This is a genomic window from Chitinophaga sp. Ak27, from assembly GCF_012726295.1.
In the GTDB taxonomy this organism is placed as follows: Bacteria; Bacteroidota; Bacteroidia; order Chitinophagales; family Chitinophagaceae; genus Chitinophaga.
This window is the reverse complement of record NZ_JABAOB010000011.1, coordinates 1-18941: the sequence shown is the minus strand read 5'-3', so window position 1 is coordinate 18941 and position 18941 is coordinate 1. Positions and strand designations below refer to the sequence as shown.

The 18941-nt window shown below is 47.9% G+C and carries 11 protein-coding genes; 5 read left to right on the top strand and 6 right to left on the bottom strand.

Annotated features, from left to right (window positions below; genetic code table 11):
• Nucleotides 1-38: 38 nt before the first annotated feature.
• Entirely contained in the window at nt 39-719 is a 681-nt protein-coding gene (gene infC, locus HGH90_RS28020; RefSeq protein ID WP_145666114.1) for a translation initiation factor IF-3, read from the top strand.
• A gap of 90 nt (nt 720-809) precedes the next feature.
• Here infC and HGH90_RS28015 read toward each other — a convergent pair whose 3' ends face one another.
• The 3 genes from HGH90_RS28015 to HGH90_RS28005 all read right to left on the bottom strand — a co-directional run bounded on the left by HGH90_RS28015 (nt 810) and on the right by HGH90_RS28005 (nt 3343).
• Nucleotides 810-1325: a hypothetical protein gene (locus HGH90_RS28015; protein WP_168765268.1), complete on the bottom strand. Its 516-nt coding sequence runs from the start codon at nt 1323-1325 to the stop codon at nt 810-812.
• Nucleotides 1326-1362: 37 nt separating this feature from the next.
• Nucleotides 1363-1941, bottom strand: a complete 579-nt coding sequence (locus HGH90_RS28010; RefSeq protein ID WP_168765267.1) for an HD domain-containing protein — start codon at nt 1939-1941, stop codon at nt 1363-1365.
• Nucleotides 1942-2134: 193 nt separating this feature from the next.
• Nucleotides 2135-3343, bottom strand: a complete 1209-nt coding sequence (locus HGH90_RS28005; protein ID WP_248277082.1) for a serine hydrolase domain-containing protein — start codon at nt 3341-3343, stop codon at nt 2135-2137.
• 317 nt (nt 3344-3660) lie between these two features.
• Between HGH90_RS28005 and serA the strand changes: the two genes are divergently transcribed.
• The 4 genes from serA to HGH90_RS27985 all read left to right on the top strand — a co-directional run bounded on the left by serA (nt 3661) and on the right by HGH90_RS27985 (nt 8750).
• On the top strand, nt 3661-4896 hold the full coding sequence (gene serA / locus HGH90_RS28000) for a phosphoglycerate dehydrogenase (RefSeq protein WP_169192440.1): 1236 nt from the start codon (nt 3661-3663) through the stop codon (nt 4894-4896).
• Nucleotides 4897-4998: 102 nt separating this feature from the next.
• Nucleotides 4999-6207 (top strand): hypothetical protein, encoded by a 1209-nt coding sequence (locus tag HGH90_RS27995; RefSeq protein ID WP_168765265.1) that lies wholly within the window; start codon nt 4999-5001, stop codon nt 6205-6207.
• A 162-nt stretch (nt 6208-6369) separates the two neighbouring features.
• On the top strand, nt 6370-7128 hold the full coding sequence (locus HGH90_RS27990) for a hypothetical protein (RefSeq protein WP_169192439.1): 759 nt from the start codon (nt 6370-6372) through the stop codon (nt 7126-7128).
• Between the two features lie 32 nt (nt 7129-7160).
• Entirely contained in the window at nt 7161-8750 is a 1590-nt protein-coding gene (locus tag HGH90_RS27985; RefSeq protein ID WP_168765263.1) for a S41 family peptidase, read from the top strand.
• Between the two features lie 71 nt (nt 8751-8821).
• On the opposite strand, the gene HGH90_RS27980 is transcribed toward HGH90_RS27985, so the two are convergent.
• The 3 genes from HGH90_RS27980 to HGH90_RS27970 form a co-directional block, all read right to left on the bottom strand.
• On the bottom strand, nt 8822-11071 hold the full coding sequence (locus HGH90_RS27980) for a family 20 glycosylhydrolase (RefSeq protein WP_169192438.1): 2250 nt from the start codon (nt 11069-11071) through the stop codon (nt 8822-8824).
• A 150-nt stretch (nt 11072-11221) separates the two neighbouring features.
• Nucleotides 11222-11515, bottom strand: a complete 294-nt coding sequence (locus HGH90_RS27975; RefSeq protein ID WP_168765261.1) for a phosphoribosylpyrophosphate synthetase — start codon at nt 11513-11515, stop codon at nt 11222-11224.
• 116 nt (nt 11516-11631) lie between these two features.
• Nucleotides 11632-18941, bottom strand: a 7310-nt coding sequence (locus HGH90_RS27970) for a gliding motility-associated C-terminal domain-containing protein (protein WP_169192437.1), incomplete at its 5' end; no start/stop codon positions are given.

The window sequence follows — 18941 nt, the reverse complement described above, 5'->3', positions numbered from 1 at the left end:
CTAAATGGACAATTAATTAATTAATTTTAATTTTCTTAATGCAACAAAGACCCAGACCAAGTTTTGGCGGTAACAACAACAACCGGGGAAGAAACCCCAACTTCCGCAGGGAACAACAACAAGAACATCGCACCAACAGGATGATACGTGTCCCTGAGGTTAGGCTTGTAGGTGAAAACGTTGAAGTAGGTGTTTACAGAACGGAAGAAGCACTTCGTATGGCAGAAGAACAGGGATTAGACCTGGTAGAAATTTCTCCGAATGCGGTGCCTCCCGTTTGTCGTATTATCGACTACAATAAATTCCTTTACGAGAAGAAGAAGAAGGAAAAAGAAATGAAGGCGAAGGCGCACAAGAGCGAAGTGAAAGAAATTCGTTTTACGCCTAACACCGATGATCACGATTTTGATTTCAAGGCCAAGCATGCAGAAAGCTTCCTGAAAGACGGTAACAAGGTAAAAACCTATGTACAGTTTAAAGGTCGCGCTATCATGTTTAAAGAGCGTGGTGAGTTAATTCTCCTCAAATTCGCTGAAAGGCTGGCAGAAGTAGGTGGTTTGGAAAGCATGCCTACCATGGAAGGTAAGCGTATGATTGCCATCTTTGCGCCGAAAGCAGCCAAGAAGAAAGAGAAGGAACCTAAAGAGCCAAGAGAACCAAGAGAGCCGAAGGCAGCTACTCCTCCGTCATCTGCTGATGCGGGTGGTAGCGCAGAGTAGTCACCAACGGTTATATACCTGATTAAGAAAAGCAGCACAACGGGGTTTGAAACCTCGTTGCGCTGCTTTTCGTTTATGGCCCCGCCTGTTCTATTGGATTGCTTTTAGTACCTTCTTTGCCTTCGACCGGATGCCGGGCGTGGGATTGGTTTCCAGCTGGTCTTCTACCAGGAGGCGGATTTCATTTTTAATGTCGGGATAGTCTTTCGCCAAACCGGCCAAAATGCCCATGGAAAAGGCTTTTACGGCTATTGGTTCTTCCGGATCTTCCAGGAACCGGAAGCAGCTGTTCATGACTGCTCCGTGAAGTGGCGCGGGGATGGAAAGGTATTGCAGTATCCTGAGTACATTTCTTTTAACGGCAACAGGGATACCGGCATCTTCCATCCTGGCCACCATGGCGGGCAGGTGAGGAGTCAGCAGTGCCGGGTGTTTCATAGCCACGAAGCTGATGATCCAGGCGGATCTTTGTACCACGCGGTATTCATCTTCCAAAAATAATTGCATGAGCTGCCGGAAGCGGGAAGCGTTATTGCCGATCCAGCCTGCGATATACAGCGATTGTGTACGGGAATGTTCTGCCAGTATGGCTTCTCTAAGGTCCATACCGGAAAGTTAATACAAGTGGTTTAATCAGCCTGATTTATTGATAATGTTCCAGCAGGTAGGACAGCGTTTTTTGCTTCATCCGGCTGATGTCTTCAGGTAGCACCGGCCTGTCAGTTTCTTTCCCCATATCGTCCCATATTCTTATCTGGATGTATTGTTGGAACAGCGGATCATTGCGGAAAGCAAGGGCTTCTTCTTCAGTCATAGGTCCTCCCTGGTATTCGAGGGTTTGTTTACTGGCTTCGGACAGCGTATCGTAATATGCGCTGTCGGACCAGGTGAGATAACGTTTGGCGGCCACATGGCTTCCTACCAGTTTGGCCATCCTTTCAGGAAACCCACATTCTATCAGGTAAGCGCTGCCCAGGTTGTCGTGCGCCTGGCTGCCATAGATGCCCATTTGAGCTTCCTGTTCAAAAAAATGGCCGATATCGTGTAAGAAAGCGGCGACAATCATCTCATCATCAAATCCTGTACTTTCCGCTATCAGGGCGGCTTGCATCATATGCATCATCATCGTTACCTGTTCTCCGTATTCCTGGTGCCCATGGCGTTCGTATAAGTCAAAAATATTGTTAATAACAGCGTGTGCATGTAATTCGTTGTCGGTCATTTTCGTATATTAATGAGGGTTAGGACTGTTTTTTCGGTAGTCGTGGTAACGCTTATCGCAAATGTAATGGCTATCGGTGCTAAATATGCACAGGTGTTGTTATGTAATTATTAAGGTCTTGGATACAACAGGGAACAAAAAAAGCAGCAGCGCTGCTGGCGCTACTGCTGTAGGATCGTTGCTGATTGTTGGTTTATTCTTCTCCCGCTTCTTCGCCATCACCGTGGCCAAGTATTTCACGTACTGGTTTTACTGCCTGGTAAATGCCGCGGTTATATTTGTTGCCTAATATAATCAGGGTAGTAGAGTCTTGTACAAAGCGGTAAAACACGGTATTGTTACCATGCCACCATCCGTTGTGGTACACGATATTTTTGCTGCTGTCGGGGTATACCATCAGTCGCCATCCGAGGCCGTAGTTGCGTACGCCCGGTTTTTCGTTGCTGTAGGGCGTATAGGCAGCTTTCAAGCTGGCTTCATTCAGAAACTGACCGGAGTAAAGCGCCTGGTCCCATTTCAGCATATCTTCTGCGGAGCTGTAGATACCTTTATCACCCATTACGCCATCGAAATAAGTATCGGGTTCAAACTGCCCGTTATATTTGTGGCTTTGTGTCTGGTGTGCGTGTACGGCGCTACCCGGGTTAAATACAAAGGTGCTGTTCATGCCCAGCGGTTTGAATACGGTTTGGGTCATGAAGTCGGCATATTTCTGTCCGCTTACCTTTTCTATGATAGACGCCAACAAGAGATAGTTGGTATTGCAGTACTGGAAATGGGTGCCCGGTAGATGCTGCATGGGCGGCTTATGTACTTCCATCAGTTTAATTACTTCGTCATTGGTGATAAAGCCTGATTCTTTTTTCCAGAGGCTGTCACAGAAGTAGAGGTAGTTCGGAAGTCCGCTGCGGTGGCTTAACAGCATGCGTACATTAATTCCCTTGTAAGGGAATGTGGGAAAGAACTTTTGCAGTGAATCGTCCAGGCTGAGTTGTTCTTTTTGTACGAGCCATAGTACGGCTGCGCCGGTAAATGTTTTGGATACGGAAGCCAGCTGGAAGGCAGAGCTGTCTATAATTGGCGCCTTGGTGCGGGAGTTTTCGTATCCATGATATTTCTCAAAAATCACCACACCTTTTCTGGCTACAATCATCGCCCCGTTGAACCCGCTGCGGATAAGTTTACCGTTATAAAATGCTTCCAGCTCCTGCTGCATTTGTTTGGTGCGGGATGATTTAAGGATGGCTTCCTTTTCTGTATCGTTTAATCCTAATGTATAAAGAACACTATCCGATGTTGCTTTCTTTCTATTTGCTTCCCTGCGCGCTGCATTGCTCTGGCAACTTGATACAATCGCAATTCCCGATATTAAAATGATACTTACTGCTTTCAATCGCTTCATTAGAGGAGTGTATACTAGCTTTCTTAATTCAAATGACCCTTAACAAAAATACAAGGCGTTAAATTTATACTCAAAGTGTATGACTGCCAAATAAAAACAGCGTTTTCAGATCGTTTTAATGGGTTTTTAAGCCCAAAAGCTAAAAAAACTTCAAAATTAGTCCCTGATACGCGTGTTTTTTTGATAAAATCGAATTTGATGTTCCTACTATTTGAATATTCCCCAACATCGAGTAGGTTTGTGCCCTGTTTCCCCGCTATCAGCAATTATTAAGCCAATTGCAACACAGAGATACACATATAATCTAGTATAATATTATGGACCAGCAAAAGTCGACAAGTTATCCGAAAGAGAAGATCAGCATTTTATTATTGGAAAATATCAGTGATGCCGCCGTGGCAGAATTTACGTCGGCAGGTTACCAGGTACGCAAGTTGTCGGGTGCGATGAATGAAGATGATCTGATCAACGAGATCAAAGATGTACATCTCCTGGGAATACGTTCTAAAACCAAGGTTACCCGTAAAGTGCTGGAAGCAGCAAAGAAATTGCAGGCAATAGGATGTTTTTGTATCGGTACCAACCAGGTAGACCTGAAAGCTGCTACAGAGCATGGTGTGGCGGTATTCAATGCGCCTTATTCCAACACCCGCTCGGTAGCCGAACTGGTAATAGGGTTATCCATCATCCTGATTCGCCGGATTGTAGATAAGAATGCTGCTGCTCATAATGGTACCTGGCTGAAGGAAGCCACCGGTAGTTATGAACTCAGAGGTAAAACGCTGGGTATAGTAGGGTATGGTAACATTGGTAGCCAGGTGAGCGTACTGGCGGAAGGCATGGGTATGAACGTCATTTATTACGATGCAGAAACCAAGCTACCCCTGGGAAATGCAGAACAGCAACGTACCCTGAAGGAATTGTTTAACAAATCGGATATTATTTCCCTGCATGTGCCTTCCAGTAAAACTACTGCCAACATGATCACCAAAGAGGTGCTGGCAGATGCTAAACCGGGCGCTATCTTTATTAACTACGCCCGTGGGGAAGTGGTAGACCTGGAAGCACTGAAGGACGCATTGCAGAGTGGCCTGTTGTCTGGCGCTGCCATCGACGTGTTCCCGGTAGAACCGGAAAAGAACGGGGCTTCTTTCAGTACGCCGCTGCAGAAATTATCCAACGTTATTTTAACGCCGCACATCGGCGGTAGTACCGAAGAAGCGCAGCATAACATTGGGTTGGATGTGAGCAGTAAAATGCTCAACTACCTGGAGAAAGGCGCCAGCTTTGGTTCGCATACCGTGCCAGCCATCAGCGTACCGCCGATTGAAAATACACACCGTATCCTGCACATTCACCAGAACGTGCCGGGCGTATTGTCGGCCATCAATACCGCACTATCTTCCAACAAAATCAATATCCTCGGACAATACCTGAAAACCAACGACCAGATTGGTTATGTAGTACTCGACGTGGATACCCGGTTATCGCAGGAAGCATTGGCGCTGCTCAAAGAAGTGGAGCACACTATTAAAACAAGGTTGCTGTATTAAAGACTTACAGCAGGGTAAATATTTTTATAAAAAGCAGGGAGAGATCCCTGCTTTTTTTGTTTCTTTATATTCATTTTTAAACCCTAATACCTTTTCTGTACGATGAAAAAATTAACCCTTTTCCTGGCGCTTTGCGCAGGATTGTTATCCCAGCAAACGAAGGCCCAGATTGGTAATTATGATACTATCTATTTGAACAAGACCTATCGAAACAATATTTTCAGCAGTTTCTACAGTGCCAATTTCAGATCTGGGTTAACCTTTCAAACCGGGGCATCTATTAATTCGGCCATCAGCAACTATGCGTATCTTGGCTTCCAGTTCAGGTGGCTGGCCAATGATGTGGCAGTCGATTTTACCACAGACCGGGACCTTATCATGAAGTTAACTCCCGTTGGAGACCTGTCAGTGAAAAAATCCGTGAGCGTGCCTCTTCTGACTGTTGGAAGCGCCACCGACAGTAATTATTATAAGCTGGTAATGGTGGGGCCTAACAGCCCTTACGGCCCGGATAGCAGGCGTGATCTTTCCTATGAGTTCGCAGGCGCCGGTAAAGCCTTTGTGCGTTCTTACAGAGGAGGATCCTGGGATACTTACCTTCAATTTTTAACGAGCGGGATCAATAACACCGGGGGAGAACCTAGTGTAAGAATGCATATTGGAGAGGACGGTAACGTGGGTATTGGCACTACCGCTCCCGCGAACCATTTGCAGCTGGCCACTTCAGCAGCAAATAATCCCAACATACTTTCTATCGTGAATACCGGCGTCGCCAATTCTCAAATGTTTATTGGCAACACTACGAGCAACTATGTTGTTACCAACCAGCGGGATGCCAATATCATTGAAAGTTACAGGGACTTGCATTTAAGTGCCGCCAACGCAGGAACCATTTACTTTGAAACAGCCAGGGCGGGAGCCACTGCACCGATCCGCATGACTATCCTGAATGATGGTAGCGTAGGTATCGGTACGGCTGCTACGGGTACGAACAAACTAGCGGTCGAAGGAACAATCGCAGCCCGGAGAGTAAAAGTCACTTCCGCCAATCCATGGCCGGATTACGTATTCCATGACGGGTATCAACTACCACCTTTAAATGACCTGGCGCATTATATAGCGCAGTATAAGCACCTCCCAGGCATACCTGATGCCGCAGCTATACAGCAGGAAGGGCAGGATCTGGGAGAAATGAACCGTAAATTATTGGAAAAGGTGGAGGAACTAACCCTGTATATCATTGAGCAACATAAAAGAAATGACGAACAGCAGGCACAGATAGATATGTTATTGAAACAACTGAAACATTAACCGTATGCTTTGGGAGATGACAGCTATGTATATCTCCCAAATTTCCCTTGTTAACTCCCCAAAAACGGCCATTCACCGACTCTTTTTCCCCATATACGCTTTTTATTGGTGGATTGTCAAAATTCTTTGCTAACCTTGTAGTGCAACTGAAAATATTAGCACATGAAAATGAACAGGGCACTGACAACGGGAGCAGGGATAATAGCCGGATTACTGTTATTTGTAAAAGCTTCTGCGCAGGATGAACCTAACAAGTGGGCGCCAGCCAACATCAAGGTAGACGGACAAGCCACTGAATGGCCTAAGCCCCTCCAGTTTTATAATAATGAAACCAAGTTATTTTATACCATAGCCAACGATCAGGATAATATATACGTAATTGTAAGTGTACCTGACCCAAAGAGCCAGATGAAAATTATGCGTTCAGGCCTGACGCTTTCTGTGAATGCCACAGGGAAGAAAAAGGGAGGTGTTTCTGTTACATTTCCACTAACGGAAAATGTAAGCACCGGGGCGCCGGATGTTCCTGAAGCTTCCAGGGCCTTGATTGCGGGGGAGCTGAAAAAGCAGGTGCTGGCGAACGTTAAAGAAATTAAAGTATCAGGTTTTGAAGGTATACCAGATGGCAATATTCCAGTGCGCAATACGTTTGGTATTCAGACAGCCGGCACCTACGAGGCTGCCGGGAACCTGGTATTGGAGGTGGCTATCCCATTAAAGACTTTGGGTGTTACCTCATTAGCTGGTCAAGCCATTGCCTATCATTTTAAGGTGAATGCGATGAAGCGGGAAGATAAAAAGGAAATGGAAGCTAAGCGGGCCAAAGGGCAGGCGGCTCCCATGCCTGGTGAGTATGAAGACAATTTCGCCATGTACTATTCTGCTGACTTCTGGACCAGGCAAACACTGGCCAACCACTAGTTGCGACAGCGCAGATCGTCTTAACCGTTTTTATGTATAGAGAGCTGTTTACTACAAGAGCAAAAGCAATGCTGGCTGGCGTTTTTTGTGCCGGCGTTTTGATGTCTTGTCATAAAGACCATAACCCCGCTCCTGATCCGGGGACGGGCCCCGTAATTACAGATGCCATGAAGGAAGATTCCCTGCGGTACCTGATGTACCAGATTATGCAGGTGAGCTATGGAGATGGCGGGCGAAATGCCAGTACGGGATTACCGACCTATTATTGGAATAAATCGGTGCCAGTATTGAATCCCTTTGATAAGCAATTTGCCAATGCCGATAGTTTGCTGGAACAGATGAAGCGATATGCCATTAATCCCACTACAGCAAGGCCCTTCGACCGTTATAGCTTCCTGGACCGCGATGGTACCCTCACCAACAAGCTAATGAACGGCGTCTCTTCACAAGCCTATATTGCCGCTACCGGCTCGCTGGGACTGGATTATGCGCCAGTACTGGTGTCGAATACCAACAAGGTAAGGTTGTTTGTATTGTATGCCGATAAAAATAGCCCGGCAGGGCAGGCGGGTGTGACGAGAGGCTGGGAGATTACCGCGGTAAATGGGACGACCGATTTCAATACCTCTGCAGCGTCGCTCGACTTTGTATACAATGCCATCCTGAAATCTTCCAGCGTTACGCTGACGTTTAAAGCGCCTAATGTGCCCAATCCCATTACACGCACCATTAATACCGCCAGCTATAACATCAACCCGGTATTGTTTGATACCGTTTATACCGTGAATTCTAAGGATCACGGTCCGGTAAAAGTCGGTTATTTCGGCTTGTATACTTTTGCCAGTGTATTTAATGAAAAAGGACAGCCTACGGCGACGAAAATAGCACTGGATCAAACACTGGGTAAATTTGCATCCCAGGGCATCCGCAACCTGGTGATAGACCTCCGCTACAATGGAGGCGGAGCCACCACTACCGCCGAATACCTGGATAGTGCCATTGCTCCTGCTTCTGCAGCAGGGAAGGTCATGTACAAGTACAAGTACAATGAAGCCCTTACGCAGAACCTGAATGCTGCGGGCCTGGCATCGCAGGTAAACTTCCCGGCCAATACCGGTGGTTTCACGCTGGATAATGTTTTCTTTATTGTTTCCCGGGGGACGGCATCCGCCAGTGAGCTGACGTTGAACAACCTGAAACCTTATATGAATGTGAGGTTGGTGGGAGATACCACTTATGGTAAACCGGTAGGATTCATCGATTTTAATATTTCGATGTACGACAACACCCACCAGGCTAAATACCTGGCGGACTTGTACGCCATTAACTTTGAAACCATGAATGCAAAAGGAGAGGGCGGGTATTTTACCGGCATCGGTGAAGATTTCGGGGCCTTTGCGCATGATTTTGTAAATGTTCCGTGGGGGGATACTACCGATCAGAATATCAAGCAGGTACTAAATTACGTTCAAACGGGCGCTTATCTGAATATCCCGCGTAATGCGCGCCTTGCTGCAGCCCCGACCAGTGGAGGAAGTTTACAGATCCCCATCCAGAACAGCCATCCTGCTCCTAATTTCAATGGCATGGTTGATTTCAGGCTGAGGCAAAAGATCAGGTAAAAATTCAGAGAGAAAATAATAACCTTTAGGCCTGCCGGTTAGTCGATTGCACTAACAGGCAGGCCTAAACGCTAATAGATAATTACTTCATCTGCGAAGAGAAAACCATGTTGTTGGTTCTTTGCGTGTATCCGGATATACCGGGCCAACTGCTCCTTTAAATCAAACCGGAAATCTTTAAATGTCAGTGTTGATTGCGTAACAGGTATGTCATTATCTATCTGTTTTACCTTCCTGAAATCTTTATTGTCGTCAGACACCAGTACTTCTACGAAGGCCGGGATATATACTCCGGGACCGGTTTGCTGCATGAAGGAAACCGACAAGCTTTTGAGCGCGGTGACCTGATCCATATCGATGGTAACGTCCATATCTTTTCCTTCAAATCCCTGCCATTGGCCATCGCCATAGGTGAGTGATCCCCGGTAGCCATTTACCAGCGTGGACTCCCGCTGAGCAGGATAGCCTTTGCTGTAGGGGAGATTATAGATCACCTTTTTACCAAGTGCAAGGTGATCGTCGAGCTGCAGGGAAGCGGGTTTACCCGGCATGTTATTGTCTTTGAAGACCGCAGCAGTAACGGTGGCAGTACCGTGTATTTCAAAAGGACTGGTATACAGAGCCGACTGGCTCGTGGGGAGCGTACCGTCGAGGGTATACCGGATCTGTGGTTGGTATTGCTCCGTACTGAAAGAAATAACAGTTTTATGCGCTGCGATATTTATAGCCGGATGAATAGTAACTGCATACGACGGTCGATAGTAATTTACGTGTAACCGTTGCAGTAAGCGATAGTGGGATTGTAACCGGCGCTGAAAGTCTGTCCATTCTTTATGCAGGGTATCCGACCACACTACCTCCGATAGTGCCAGTAAACGCGGATAGATCATATACTCCAGGTGGTCAGTATTGGGAATATATTCGGTCCAGGTAGTGGCCTGTGCGCCCAGTACATGTTGTGCCGCTGCAGGCGTCAGCTCTTCCGGCACCGGCTCGTAACTATATACTTTTTCCAGCGGGAGATAGCCCCCAATGGCTTCCGGCTGTGTTGTAGGATCGGCCTGATAACTGTCGAAATAACAATATCCTCCCGGCGTCATGATAACGTCGTGCCCGGCACTCGCTGCGGCTATGCCGCCGGCCTCCCCGCGCCACGACATTACCGTAGCTTCAGGCGCCAGCCCGCCTTCCAGGATTTCATCCCAGCCCAGGAGTTTACGCTGGTGCGCCACCAGGAATTTCTCCATACGCCATATGGCATAACTCTGTAATTCATTTTCATCTTTCAGGTGCTCCTGGCGTATACGCTGCTGGCATTTGGGACATTGCTTCCAGGCCTTTTTATCTGCTTCATCGCCACCGATGTGGATATAAGGAGATGGGAAAATATCCATCACCTCTTTTAATACATTTTCCAGGAAGTGGAAGGTACTATCATTACCCAAACAGAATTCTGAGTTTTTGTAGGGTGATCCCGAACAAGATAGCTGAGGATACACGGCCAATACTTCTTCAGAGTGACCGGGCATTTCAATTTCCGGGATAACGGTAATGCCGCGTTGAGCGGCATAGGCAACGATTTCTCTGGCTTCCTCCTGTGTGTAATAGCCGCCATAAGCGTTTGGATCACCTTCGAGGGCATAGTGGCGGTTACCGTTCCACCATTCCTTCCAGCTGGCCTTATCCCTCCAGGCGGCTATCCGCGTAAGTTCAGGATAACGCTTTATTTCAAGTCTCCATCCGGCACCATCGGTAAGATGCCAATGAAAGGTATTCATTTTATACAGCGCCATCAGGTCAATAAAGCGCTTGATATAGCTGGTGGAAAAGAAATTCCTGGACACATCCAGGTGTACGCCGCGATAGCCAAAACGGGGATAGTCGGTAATTTCTGCGCAGGGGATGACAGTGGGAACAGGCTGTAATAACCGCAGCTGCAAGAGCGATTGCATCCCGTTTAATGCACCCGCCCGGGTAAGGGCAAGGATAAAAACATGATCGGGCGTAATTTTTAACTGATAACCAGCGGAGTCACGGAGCCCCAATTTATCGGCTATTCCAAAAACAATGCTATGGAGAGCCGGTTTGCCGGAAGAGGAGGTAATGGGAGAAAGACCGGTAGCGCTGGCAAATAAGGTCGCTACTTCTTTAAAACGGGGAGTGCTGTATACTTTACTCTGGCTGGTAAAGGTAAAAGCGCCGGCGGTAGCCAATATCCTTGCCGGCCGGGGAATAAGGTCCAGGTTGCCGCGGCTCTGACTATAGAGGACGTTTGAAAGTCCCACTGCCAGCAATAATAAACAGGTAATACGTTTTAACATGCGTAATGTTGAGTGATAACCCGTGAAAATACCCTGTTTTGGGAGAAATATATATCGTCGGTAGAAAAAGTACCAGTATGTGTCAAAATACTATAAAAACAACAGGTCCGGGTATTATTGCCCGGACCTGTTGACACTTGATGAAGATCGTTATTTTGATCCCAGTTTGCGGATCATATCTTCCGACATATCTTCTGAATATACACCATAGCCATACATCAACACTCCTTTGGTGCCGGATTTTGTTTCAATGGCATATACCACGGCTTCATCTCCCGGATCACTATCACCTTCAAAACGATAAGTTTCCGTGATTTCAAAATCCTGGGGATGTATGGTGTTGCTGTTATGTTGTATGCTATCAAAAAGCAGGTTGAAATCAGCCTGGTATCCACGTGCACGTAGATCTGAAATGGCGGCGGTTACGGTATCATACACTCTCATATGTTCATTTATTACTTGTTATACTAAGTTAGGGAAAAATGTGAAAGCAGGTAAAAAAGGAACAGCATAAAGCCGATTGGCTTTATGCTGTTCCTTTTTATGGTCGTTGACCGTTGTTAGCGTATTACGGTAACTTCTCCTTTAAGTACATTGGCATTACCACCTGCTACTTTCTTATAGGTGAGCCACCATACATAGGTACCTACATCTACCGGTACTCCTTTGTATTTACCATCCCATCCTTTATGGTTGTCGGATGTTATGAAGATCAGTTCACCCCAGCGGTTGAAGATCCTTAATTCATATTCGAACATTTGTCCTCTTACAACTGGTCTGAACACATCATTACGTCCATCGCCATTTGGTGAGAAGGCATTCGGGATGGTAGGTTTAGGTTCGCACTGTGTAAAGTTCACGGTGATATCATCACTAGCGGATCCGCAATCGTTGAATACAGTGACGGTGTAGGTACCACCGTTCGTCACTGACAGGGAAGAAGCACTGGAACCGTTATCCCAACGAACACCTGAGATGCCGGTGCCCATGGCGCGGAGTACAAGTGTTTCGCCTACGCACATCACCGTATCTCTGCCGAGGTTCACCGTTGGTAAGCCGGTGATGTTTACTGCTACGCTGTCCATGAATACGCGCTGGCAATATTTATCCATTACCGCGAGTTTGTATTTACCTGCCTGGGTGATTTGCTTCACTGGATTTGGATCACCGTCATTCCAGAGATAGGAGATCGCATCCGGATTAGTGCCATTCAGGGTAATAGTACCGCCTGGGCATATATTCCTGTCTGGTCCCAGATCCATCATGAGTGCCGGTTTCATTCTCACATTTACGGTATCTCTTACCACGCAGTTGTCTCTGCTAACCGCTACCCAGTAACCGCCTGGTTTATTCACGACGATAGAGTTGCTGGTTTCGCCGGTTTGCCATTGGATACGGCCACCGTTTGAATTCACGGTGAGCATGATTGACTGGTCAGGGCAGATAGCGGTATCGCGACTCAGGCTGATGTCTGGTGGCGGATTCACGCTTACTTTAATGGTGTCGATCGTGATACATGCTGATTTCATCACTTTCACCCAGAATTGTTCCTGTGTGCTTACCAGTATGGAAGAAGCGGTAGAACCGTTGCTCCACAGGTAGGAAGCGCCATCTACATAGGCATCCAGTTTAACCGACTGACCGCGGCAGATGGTAGTATCAGGGATACTTACCAGCGGTGTTGGAATCAGTCCCACATGGATGGTATCGGTGGTGGCACATTCGCCGTTGCTTACATTTACCCAGTAGGTACCGGCCTGGTTGATGTTGATCCTTTGGGTGGTAGCACCGGTAGACCATTGGATCTTGTAAGCGAAGTTAGCTGCGCCTGCATCCAGCACCAGGCTGTTGCCACCACAGATCGTGGTATCGCTGCCCAGGTTTACCACTGGTGTCTGGATATAGTTGATGTTGTAAGTCACGGTATCGGAAGAGCAACCTGTTCTGCCATCTGTGATGATGAAGGAAGCTGAAGTGGCGCCGTTCAGGTTAAACACGTTGTTATTTTGTGTTCTTGGCAAACCTGTCACCACATTGGCAGGTGTAACGCTTACCAGGGTGTAGGTTGGCATATACACATCGCCCACTTTATGTAATGCAATTCTGCCGTTGTCGGAACAGTTGGAAGGCAGGGTAGCTTCCAGTTGCGGTTTAGCGCAAGGCTTCACAATTACACGTTGGGTAACATCATTGGCTTTGTTGCCGCAGGCATCCATGATGGTCCATCTTCTCACAATAGTATAACCGTTACAGATATCGGCCACATATGGGTCTTCTGAATAGATAGCGTTTTTCGGGAAGCTATTATCGCAGTTATCCGTTGCGGTCAGTACCGGAGGAGCCGGGATTTTATCCTGGCAGTAGATCACCACATCAGCCGGGGCTGGCATGATCACCGGTCTGGTGGTATCTTTTACGGTTACCACCTGTGTGATGGTGCTGGTGTTGCCGCAGGCATCTGTCGCAATCCAGGTTCTGATGATGCGGTAGTTGGAAGCGCATGCACCTGGTATTGTTTCCACTGTTACGCGGCGGTTTACTGTCAGGCCATTTCCGATGGTGCTGCAATTGTCCGTTACGGTTACATCGATAGCGGGAGCCGGGATGTTATCGCAGCTGACGGTGGTATCTGCCGGTGGTTTTACGGTGAATACCGGTTTAGTGGTATCCTGTACAGTGATGGTTTGCTGCATCACGGATTTGTTACCGCAATCATCGGTAGCTGTCCAGTAGCGGATTTCCTGGTAGTTACCTGCGCAGTTGCCCGACAGTTTCACCGTTTTGCTGGTGGTAAACACCTGGACATTAGCGGTACAGTTGTCACTTGCGGTGATAACCGGCCATGCTGGTACTTTATCACAATTTACTACGGTGTCTTTAGGAGCAGGCATGCTGAATACAGGTTTAGTGGTATCCTGTACATGAATGACCTGTTGTACTGCGCTGGCATTACCGCATTGGTCAAAGGCAGTCCATTTCCGGTAAATCAGGTAGTTGCTGTTACAGTTATTGACATCACGCGCTATAGAGTCTTTTGGCGTTACGGTAATGGTACCCGGCGTACAGTTGTCTTTAGCCATAAGGTTAAAGCCTGCAGGTATTTTATCGCAATCGACGGTGGTGTCTTTTGGCGCTGCCATATCGAATACCGGAGCGGTCATGTCTTTCACGGTGATCACCTGTTTGAGGGTTACACCTGTATTACATGCGTCTTTCGCGGTCCAGGTGCGGATCAGCAAGTAGCTGTTGGCACAGTTGCCTGGAATATCCTGGCGAACTTCCACCACAGGGATGATGATTTCACCGGCACAGTCATCGTTTGCCTTCAGATCCGTTCTAGCTGGTACCTTGTCGCAATCCACGGTGGTGTCAGCAGGAGCTGGGGTAGTGAATACCGGCGCTTTGGTATCCTGGATAGTGATTGTTTGCGATGCACTTACGGAGCGTCCGCATCTGTCGGTGGTGGTCCATGTGCGGGTAATGGTGCTGAGGCAAGGCGATGTTACCACGGTGGCATCATTGTACGTGATGGTCAGTTTTTCATCGTCATAAGGTGCGTGACTGAATACCGGTGTTCCGAAGAGCGTGGTATAGTCTTTACCTTTTTCACATTCAGTAGTGACCGCAGGAGGAGTGGAGGTAACAATCGGATTGATGGTTATCACGGTGATCTTCACTGCGTTACTGATGTTGTCGATACAAGCACCTGAAGCCACGATTCTTCTGTACCAGGTATTTGCGGCGAGTGTACCTGGCTGGTAGGTATCGCTGGTGGCACCCGGGATATTTACAAATGGTCCGGTAGCGCCGGTGGTACTTTGTTGCCATTGGTAGGTGTAGGCGCCATTACCACCGCTGAGGGCATTGCTGCGTATAGCCATTGGCGTTTCTGTGATACACACGGTTTGATCGGCCGTGATATTGTTACCCAGAATTGGCTTGCGGTTAACCAGCGTTACACTGGAGCTGGTAGCGGCACATACACCGTTGCTTACTACCCAGGTCAGTTGTGCGGTTTCGCCGGCAGGAACAGTAACGGTGGCAGTTCTCAGGTTGATATCGCTAATCTGAATAAGGCTGGCATTGTTGCTGGTGACTACCCAGGTGCCTTTTGCACCGGCTACACCAGGGTCGCTGGCATTCATTTTAAAGGTAGCGTCGTCGCAATGTTCCTGGTTAGTGCCCGCGTTGGCAGTTACCGGCATCCGGTAGTTAATGAGGGTCACATCATCCCAGGTAGCGCTACATACGCCGTTGGTAACGGTCCAGCGTAAGGTAACGGTATCACCGACGTTGATATTTACCAGGGAGGTAGGACTGTTGATAGATTTGATCACCGCATTACCTTTTACGATGGACCAGAAGCCTTTGGCACTTGGAACAGATACTGGATCTGCGGCCATTTTGAAGTCGCCGGTATTGTTACACATTTCCTGGTCAGGACCTGCATTGGCATCATCAGCTTTCTTGTAGTTGATGAGGGTCACAATGCTGTTGGTGCTGGTACAAGTACCGTTTGTCACCGTCCATTTCAGTATTACTGTGTCGCCGATAGGAACGGTTACTGCTGTTAGCGGATCGTTTGGCGATTTAATGGTGGCACGGCCAGGAATCCGGCTGATGTCTGTCCATGTGCCGATGGCAGAGCTGGATCCAGGCAGGCTGGCTTTCATGAGGAAGTCGGCTGCCGTGTTACATTTTTCCTGGTCAGGTCCTGCATTGGCAGTGATGGCAGCCTTATAGTTGATGATAGTAACTCTGCTGAAAGTGGTGTCACATACGCCGTTAGCGATAGCCCACTGCAGTATCACCGTGTCGCCAACAGGTACTGTCACGGCAGTAGTCGGACTGTTAGGTGATTTGATAACCGCTCTGCCAGGGATCCGGCTGATGTCGGTCCAGGTGCCTTTAGCAGTTGGTACACCCGGTGCATTTGCCTGCATGATGAAGTCGCTTGTATTGTTACAGATCATCTGGTCAGGTCCCGCATTAGCCTTGTTGGCAGTGGCGTAGTTGGTGAGCAGTACCGTATCGGTAGTAGCGGCGCAGGTGCCGTTGGAGATGGTCCATACCAGGGCCGCCGTATGGCCCGCCAATACTTTTACCTGGGTGTTATTTAATGTGGTGTCGCTAATGGTCACCCAGCTTTGTTTACCACCCACGATAGTCCATGCGCCTTTGGCCCCGTATTCCGTTGGCTTATTAGCGGCCACGGTGAAGCTGGAGTCATTACAGTGTTTCTGGTCCACATTCGCTCTGGCAGCCACGGGAACATCGTAGTTAGTGAGCAACACAGTGTCGGTGGTGGCTGCGCAGGTACCGTTGTTAATGGTCCATACCAGGGTAGCGGTGTGGCCTGCGAGTACTTTTACCTTAGTCGTATTTAAAGTGGTATCGGTGATGATTACCCAGCTTGGTTTACCAACTACAGACCAGGTGCCTTTAGTACCATATTCCGTCGGTTTGTTAGCAGCCATGGTAAAGATGGAGTCGTTACAGTGTTTCTGATCCACGTTTGCTTTAGCAATAGCCGGTACATCATAGTTAGTGAGCAACACGGTGTCGGTAGTGGCCGCACAAGTACCATTGGTGATGGTCCATACCAGGGTAGCGGTATGACCTGCGAGTACTTTTACTTTAGTAGTATTTAAAGTGGTGTCTGTAACCGTTACCCAGCTTGGTTTGCCCACTACAGACCAGGTGCCTTTCGCGCCATATTCTGTGGGTTTGTTAGCAGCCATGGTGAAGATGGAATCGTTACAGCGTTTCTGATCCACATTAGCCTTGGCCACAGCCGGGATATCGTAATTGGTGAGTAATACGGTATCGGTGGTTGCTGCGCAGGTACCGTTGGTAATAGTCCATACCAGGGTAGCGGTATGACCAGCGAGCACTTTCACAAGGGTATTATTCAGCGTAGAGTCTGTAACCGTTACCCAGCTTGGTTTACCAATGACAGACCAGGTGCCTTTAGCGCCATATTCCGTAGGCTTGTTAGCGGCCATGGTGAAGATGGAGTCGTTACAATGTTTCTGATCCACATTTGCTTTTGCAACCGCCGGTGCATCGTAGTTGGTGAGTAACACGGTGTCGGTAGTGGCAGCACATGTACCGTTGGTAATGGTCCATACCAGTGTAGCGGTATGGCCAGCGAGTACTTTTACTTTCGTCGTGTTTAAAGTGGTATCGGTGATGTTGATCCAGGTTTGTTTACCACCCACGATGGTCCATGTACCGTACGCCCCGTATTCCGTAGGCCTGTTAGCTGCCATGGTAAATATGGAGTCATTACAGTGTTTCTGATCGGTGTTGGCATTTGCGATAGCAGGAACATCGTAGTTAGTGAGCAGCACGGTGTCTGTGGTTGCTGCACAGGTGCCATTGGAAATAATCCATACCAGTGCAGCGGTATGCCCAGCTAACACTGTCACCTTGGTATTATTCTGTGTTGTGTCGGTAATGGTTACCCAGGTTTGTTTACCGCCAACTATTTTCCATGCGCCTTTAGCCCCGTATTCAGTAGGCTTGTTAGCGGCCATAGTGAATATGGAGTCATTACAATGTTTCTGATCGGCGTTGGCATTTGCCACCGCCGGGATGTCAAAGTTGGTGAGCAACACGGTGTCAGTAGTTGCCGCGCAGGTACCGTTATCAATGGTCCATACCAGGGTAGCGGTGTGACCTGCGAGTACTTTTACCTTAGTTGTATTTAAAGTGGTATCGGTGATGATTGCCCAGCTTGGTTTACCGACTACAGACCAGGTGCCTTTAGTACCATATTCCGTAGGTTTGTTAGCGGCCATAGTAAAGATGGAGTCGTTACAGTGTTTCTGATCCACGTTTGCTTTAGCAACCGCCGGTACATCATAATTAGTGAGCAACACGGTGTCGGTAGTGGCCGCACAAGTACCATTGGTGATGGTCCATACCAGGGTAGCGGTATGACCTGCGAGTACTTTTACTTTAGTAGTATTTAAAGTGGTGTCTGTAACCGTTACCCAGCTTGGTTTACCCATCACAGACCAGGTGCCTTTAGCGCCATATTCTGTGGGTTTGTTAGCAGCCATGGTGAAGATGGAATCGTTACAATGTTTCTGATCGATATTGGCATTTGCGATCGCCGGCTTGTCGTAGTTGGTGAGCAGTACTGTATCGGTGGTAGCCGCGCATGTACCATTGGTGATAGTCCATACCAGGGTAGCGGTGTGGCCCGCCAGTACTTTTACTTTAGTAGTATTTAAAGTAGTGTCAGTAATAGTGATCCAGGCTTGTTTACCACCTACAATGGTCCATGCGCCATAAGCGCCATATTCTGTTGGCTTGTTAGCCGCCATGGTGAAGATGGAGTCGTTACAGTGTTTCTGATCAATATTAGCCTTAGCCACCGCCGGAATATCGTAGTTGGTGAGCAGTACTGTATCGGTGGTAGCCGCGCAGGTACCGTTGGTAATGGTCCATACCAGGGCAGCTGTGTGACCCGCCAGTACTTTCACTTTAGTAGTATTTAAAGTGGTATCAGTAATGGTGATCCAGGTTTGTTTACCACCCACGATGGTCCATGCTCCATATGCTCCATACTCCGTCGGCTTGTTAGCAGCCATGGTGAAAATGGAATCGTTACAATGTTTCTGATTGCTGCCCGCGTTTGCGATCGCCGGTTTATCATAGTTGGTCAGCAGTATGGTATCGGTAGTTGCCGCGCAGGTACCATTAGTGATGGTCCATACCAGGGCAGCTGTGTGGCCAGCGAGTACTTTTACTTTAGTCGTATTTAAAGTAGTGTCAGTAATAGTGATCCAGGTTTGTTTACCACCCACAATGGTCCATGCGCCGTATGCTCCGTACTCCGTAGGCTTGTTAGCCGCCATGG

What these genes read in the sequence shown, in the direction of transcription:
- HGH90_RS28010 (WP_168765267.1), bottom strand. Translation starts at nt 1,941, where the DNA reads ATGACCGACAACGAATTACATGCACACGCTGTTATTAACAATATTTTT.
- infC (WP_145666114.1), top strand. Translation starts at nt 39, where the DNA reads ATGCAACAAAGACCCAGACCAAGTTTTGGCGGTAACAACAACAACCGG.
- HGH90_RS27990 (WP_169192439.1), top strand. Translation starts at nt 6,370, where the DNA reads ATGAAAATGAACAGGGCACTGACAACGGGAGCAGGGATAATAGCCGGA.
- serA (WP_169192440.1), top strand. Translation starts at nt 3,661, where the DNA reads ATGGACCAGCAAAAGTCGACAAGTTATCCGAAAGAGAAGATCAGCATT.
- HGH90_RS27975 (WP_168765261.1), bottom strand. Translation starts at nt 11,515, where the DNA reads ATGAGAGTGTATGATACCGTAACCGCCGCCATTTCAGATCTACGTGCA.
- HGH90_RS28005 (WP_248277082.1), bottom strand. Translation starts at nt 3,343, where the DNA reads ATGAAGCGATTGAAAGCAGTAAGTATCATTTTAATATCGGGAATTGCG.
- HGH90_RS27995 (WP_168765265.1), top strand. Translation starts at nt 4,999, where the DNA reads ATGAAAAAATTAACCCTTTTCCTGGCGCTTTGCGCAGGATTGTTATCC.
- HGH90_RS27980 (WP_169192438.1), bottom strand. Translation starts at nt 11,071, where the DNA reads ATGTTAAAACGTATTACCTGTTTATTATTGCTGGCAGTGGGACTTTCA.
- HGH90_RS28015 (WP_168765268.1), bottom strand. Translation starts at nt 1,325, where the DNA reads ATGGACCTTAGAGAAGCCATACTGGCAGAACATTCCCGTACACAATCG.
- HGH90_RS27985 (WP_168765263.1), top strand. Translation starts at nt 7,161, where the DNA reads ATGTATAGAGAGCTGTTTACTACAAGAGCAAAAGCAATGCTGGCTGGC.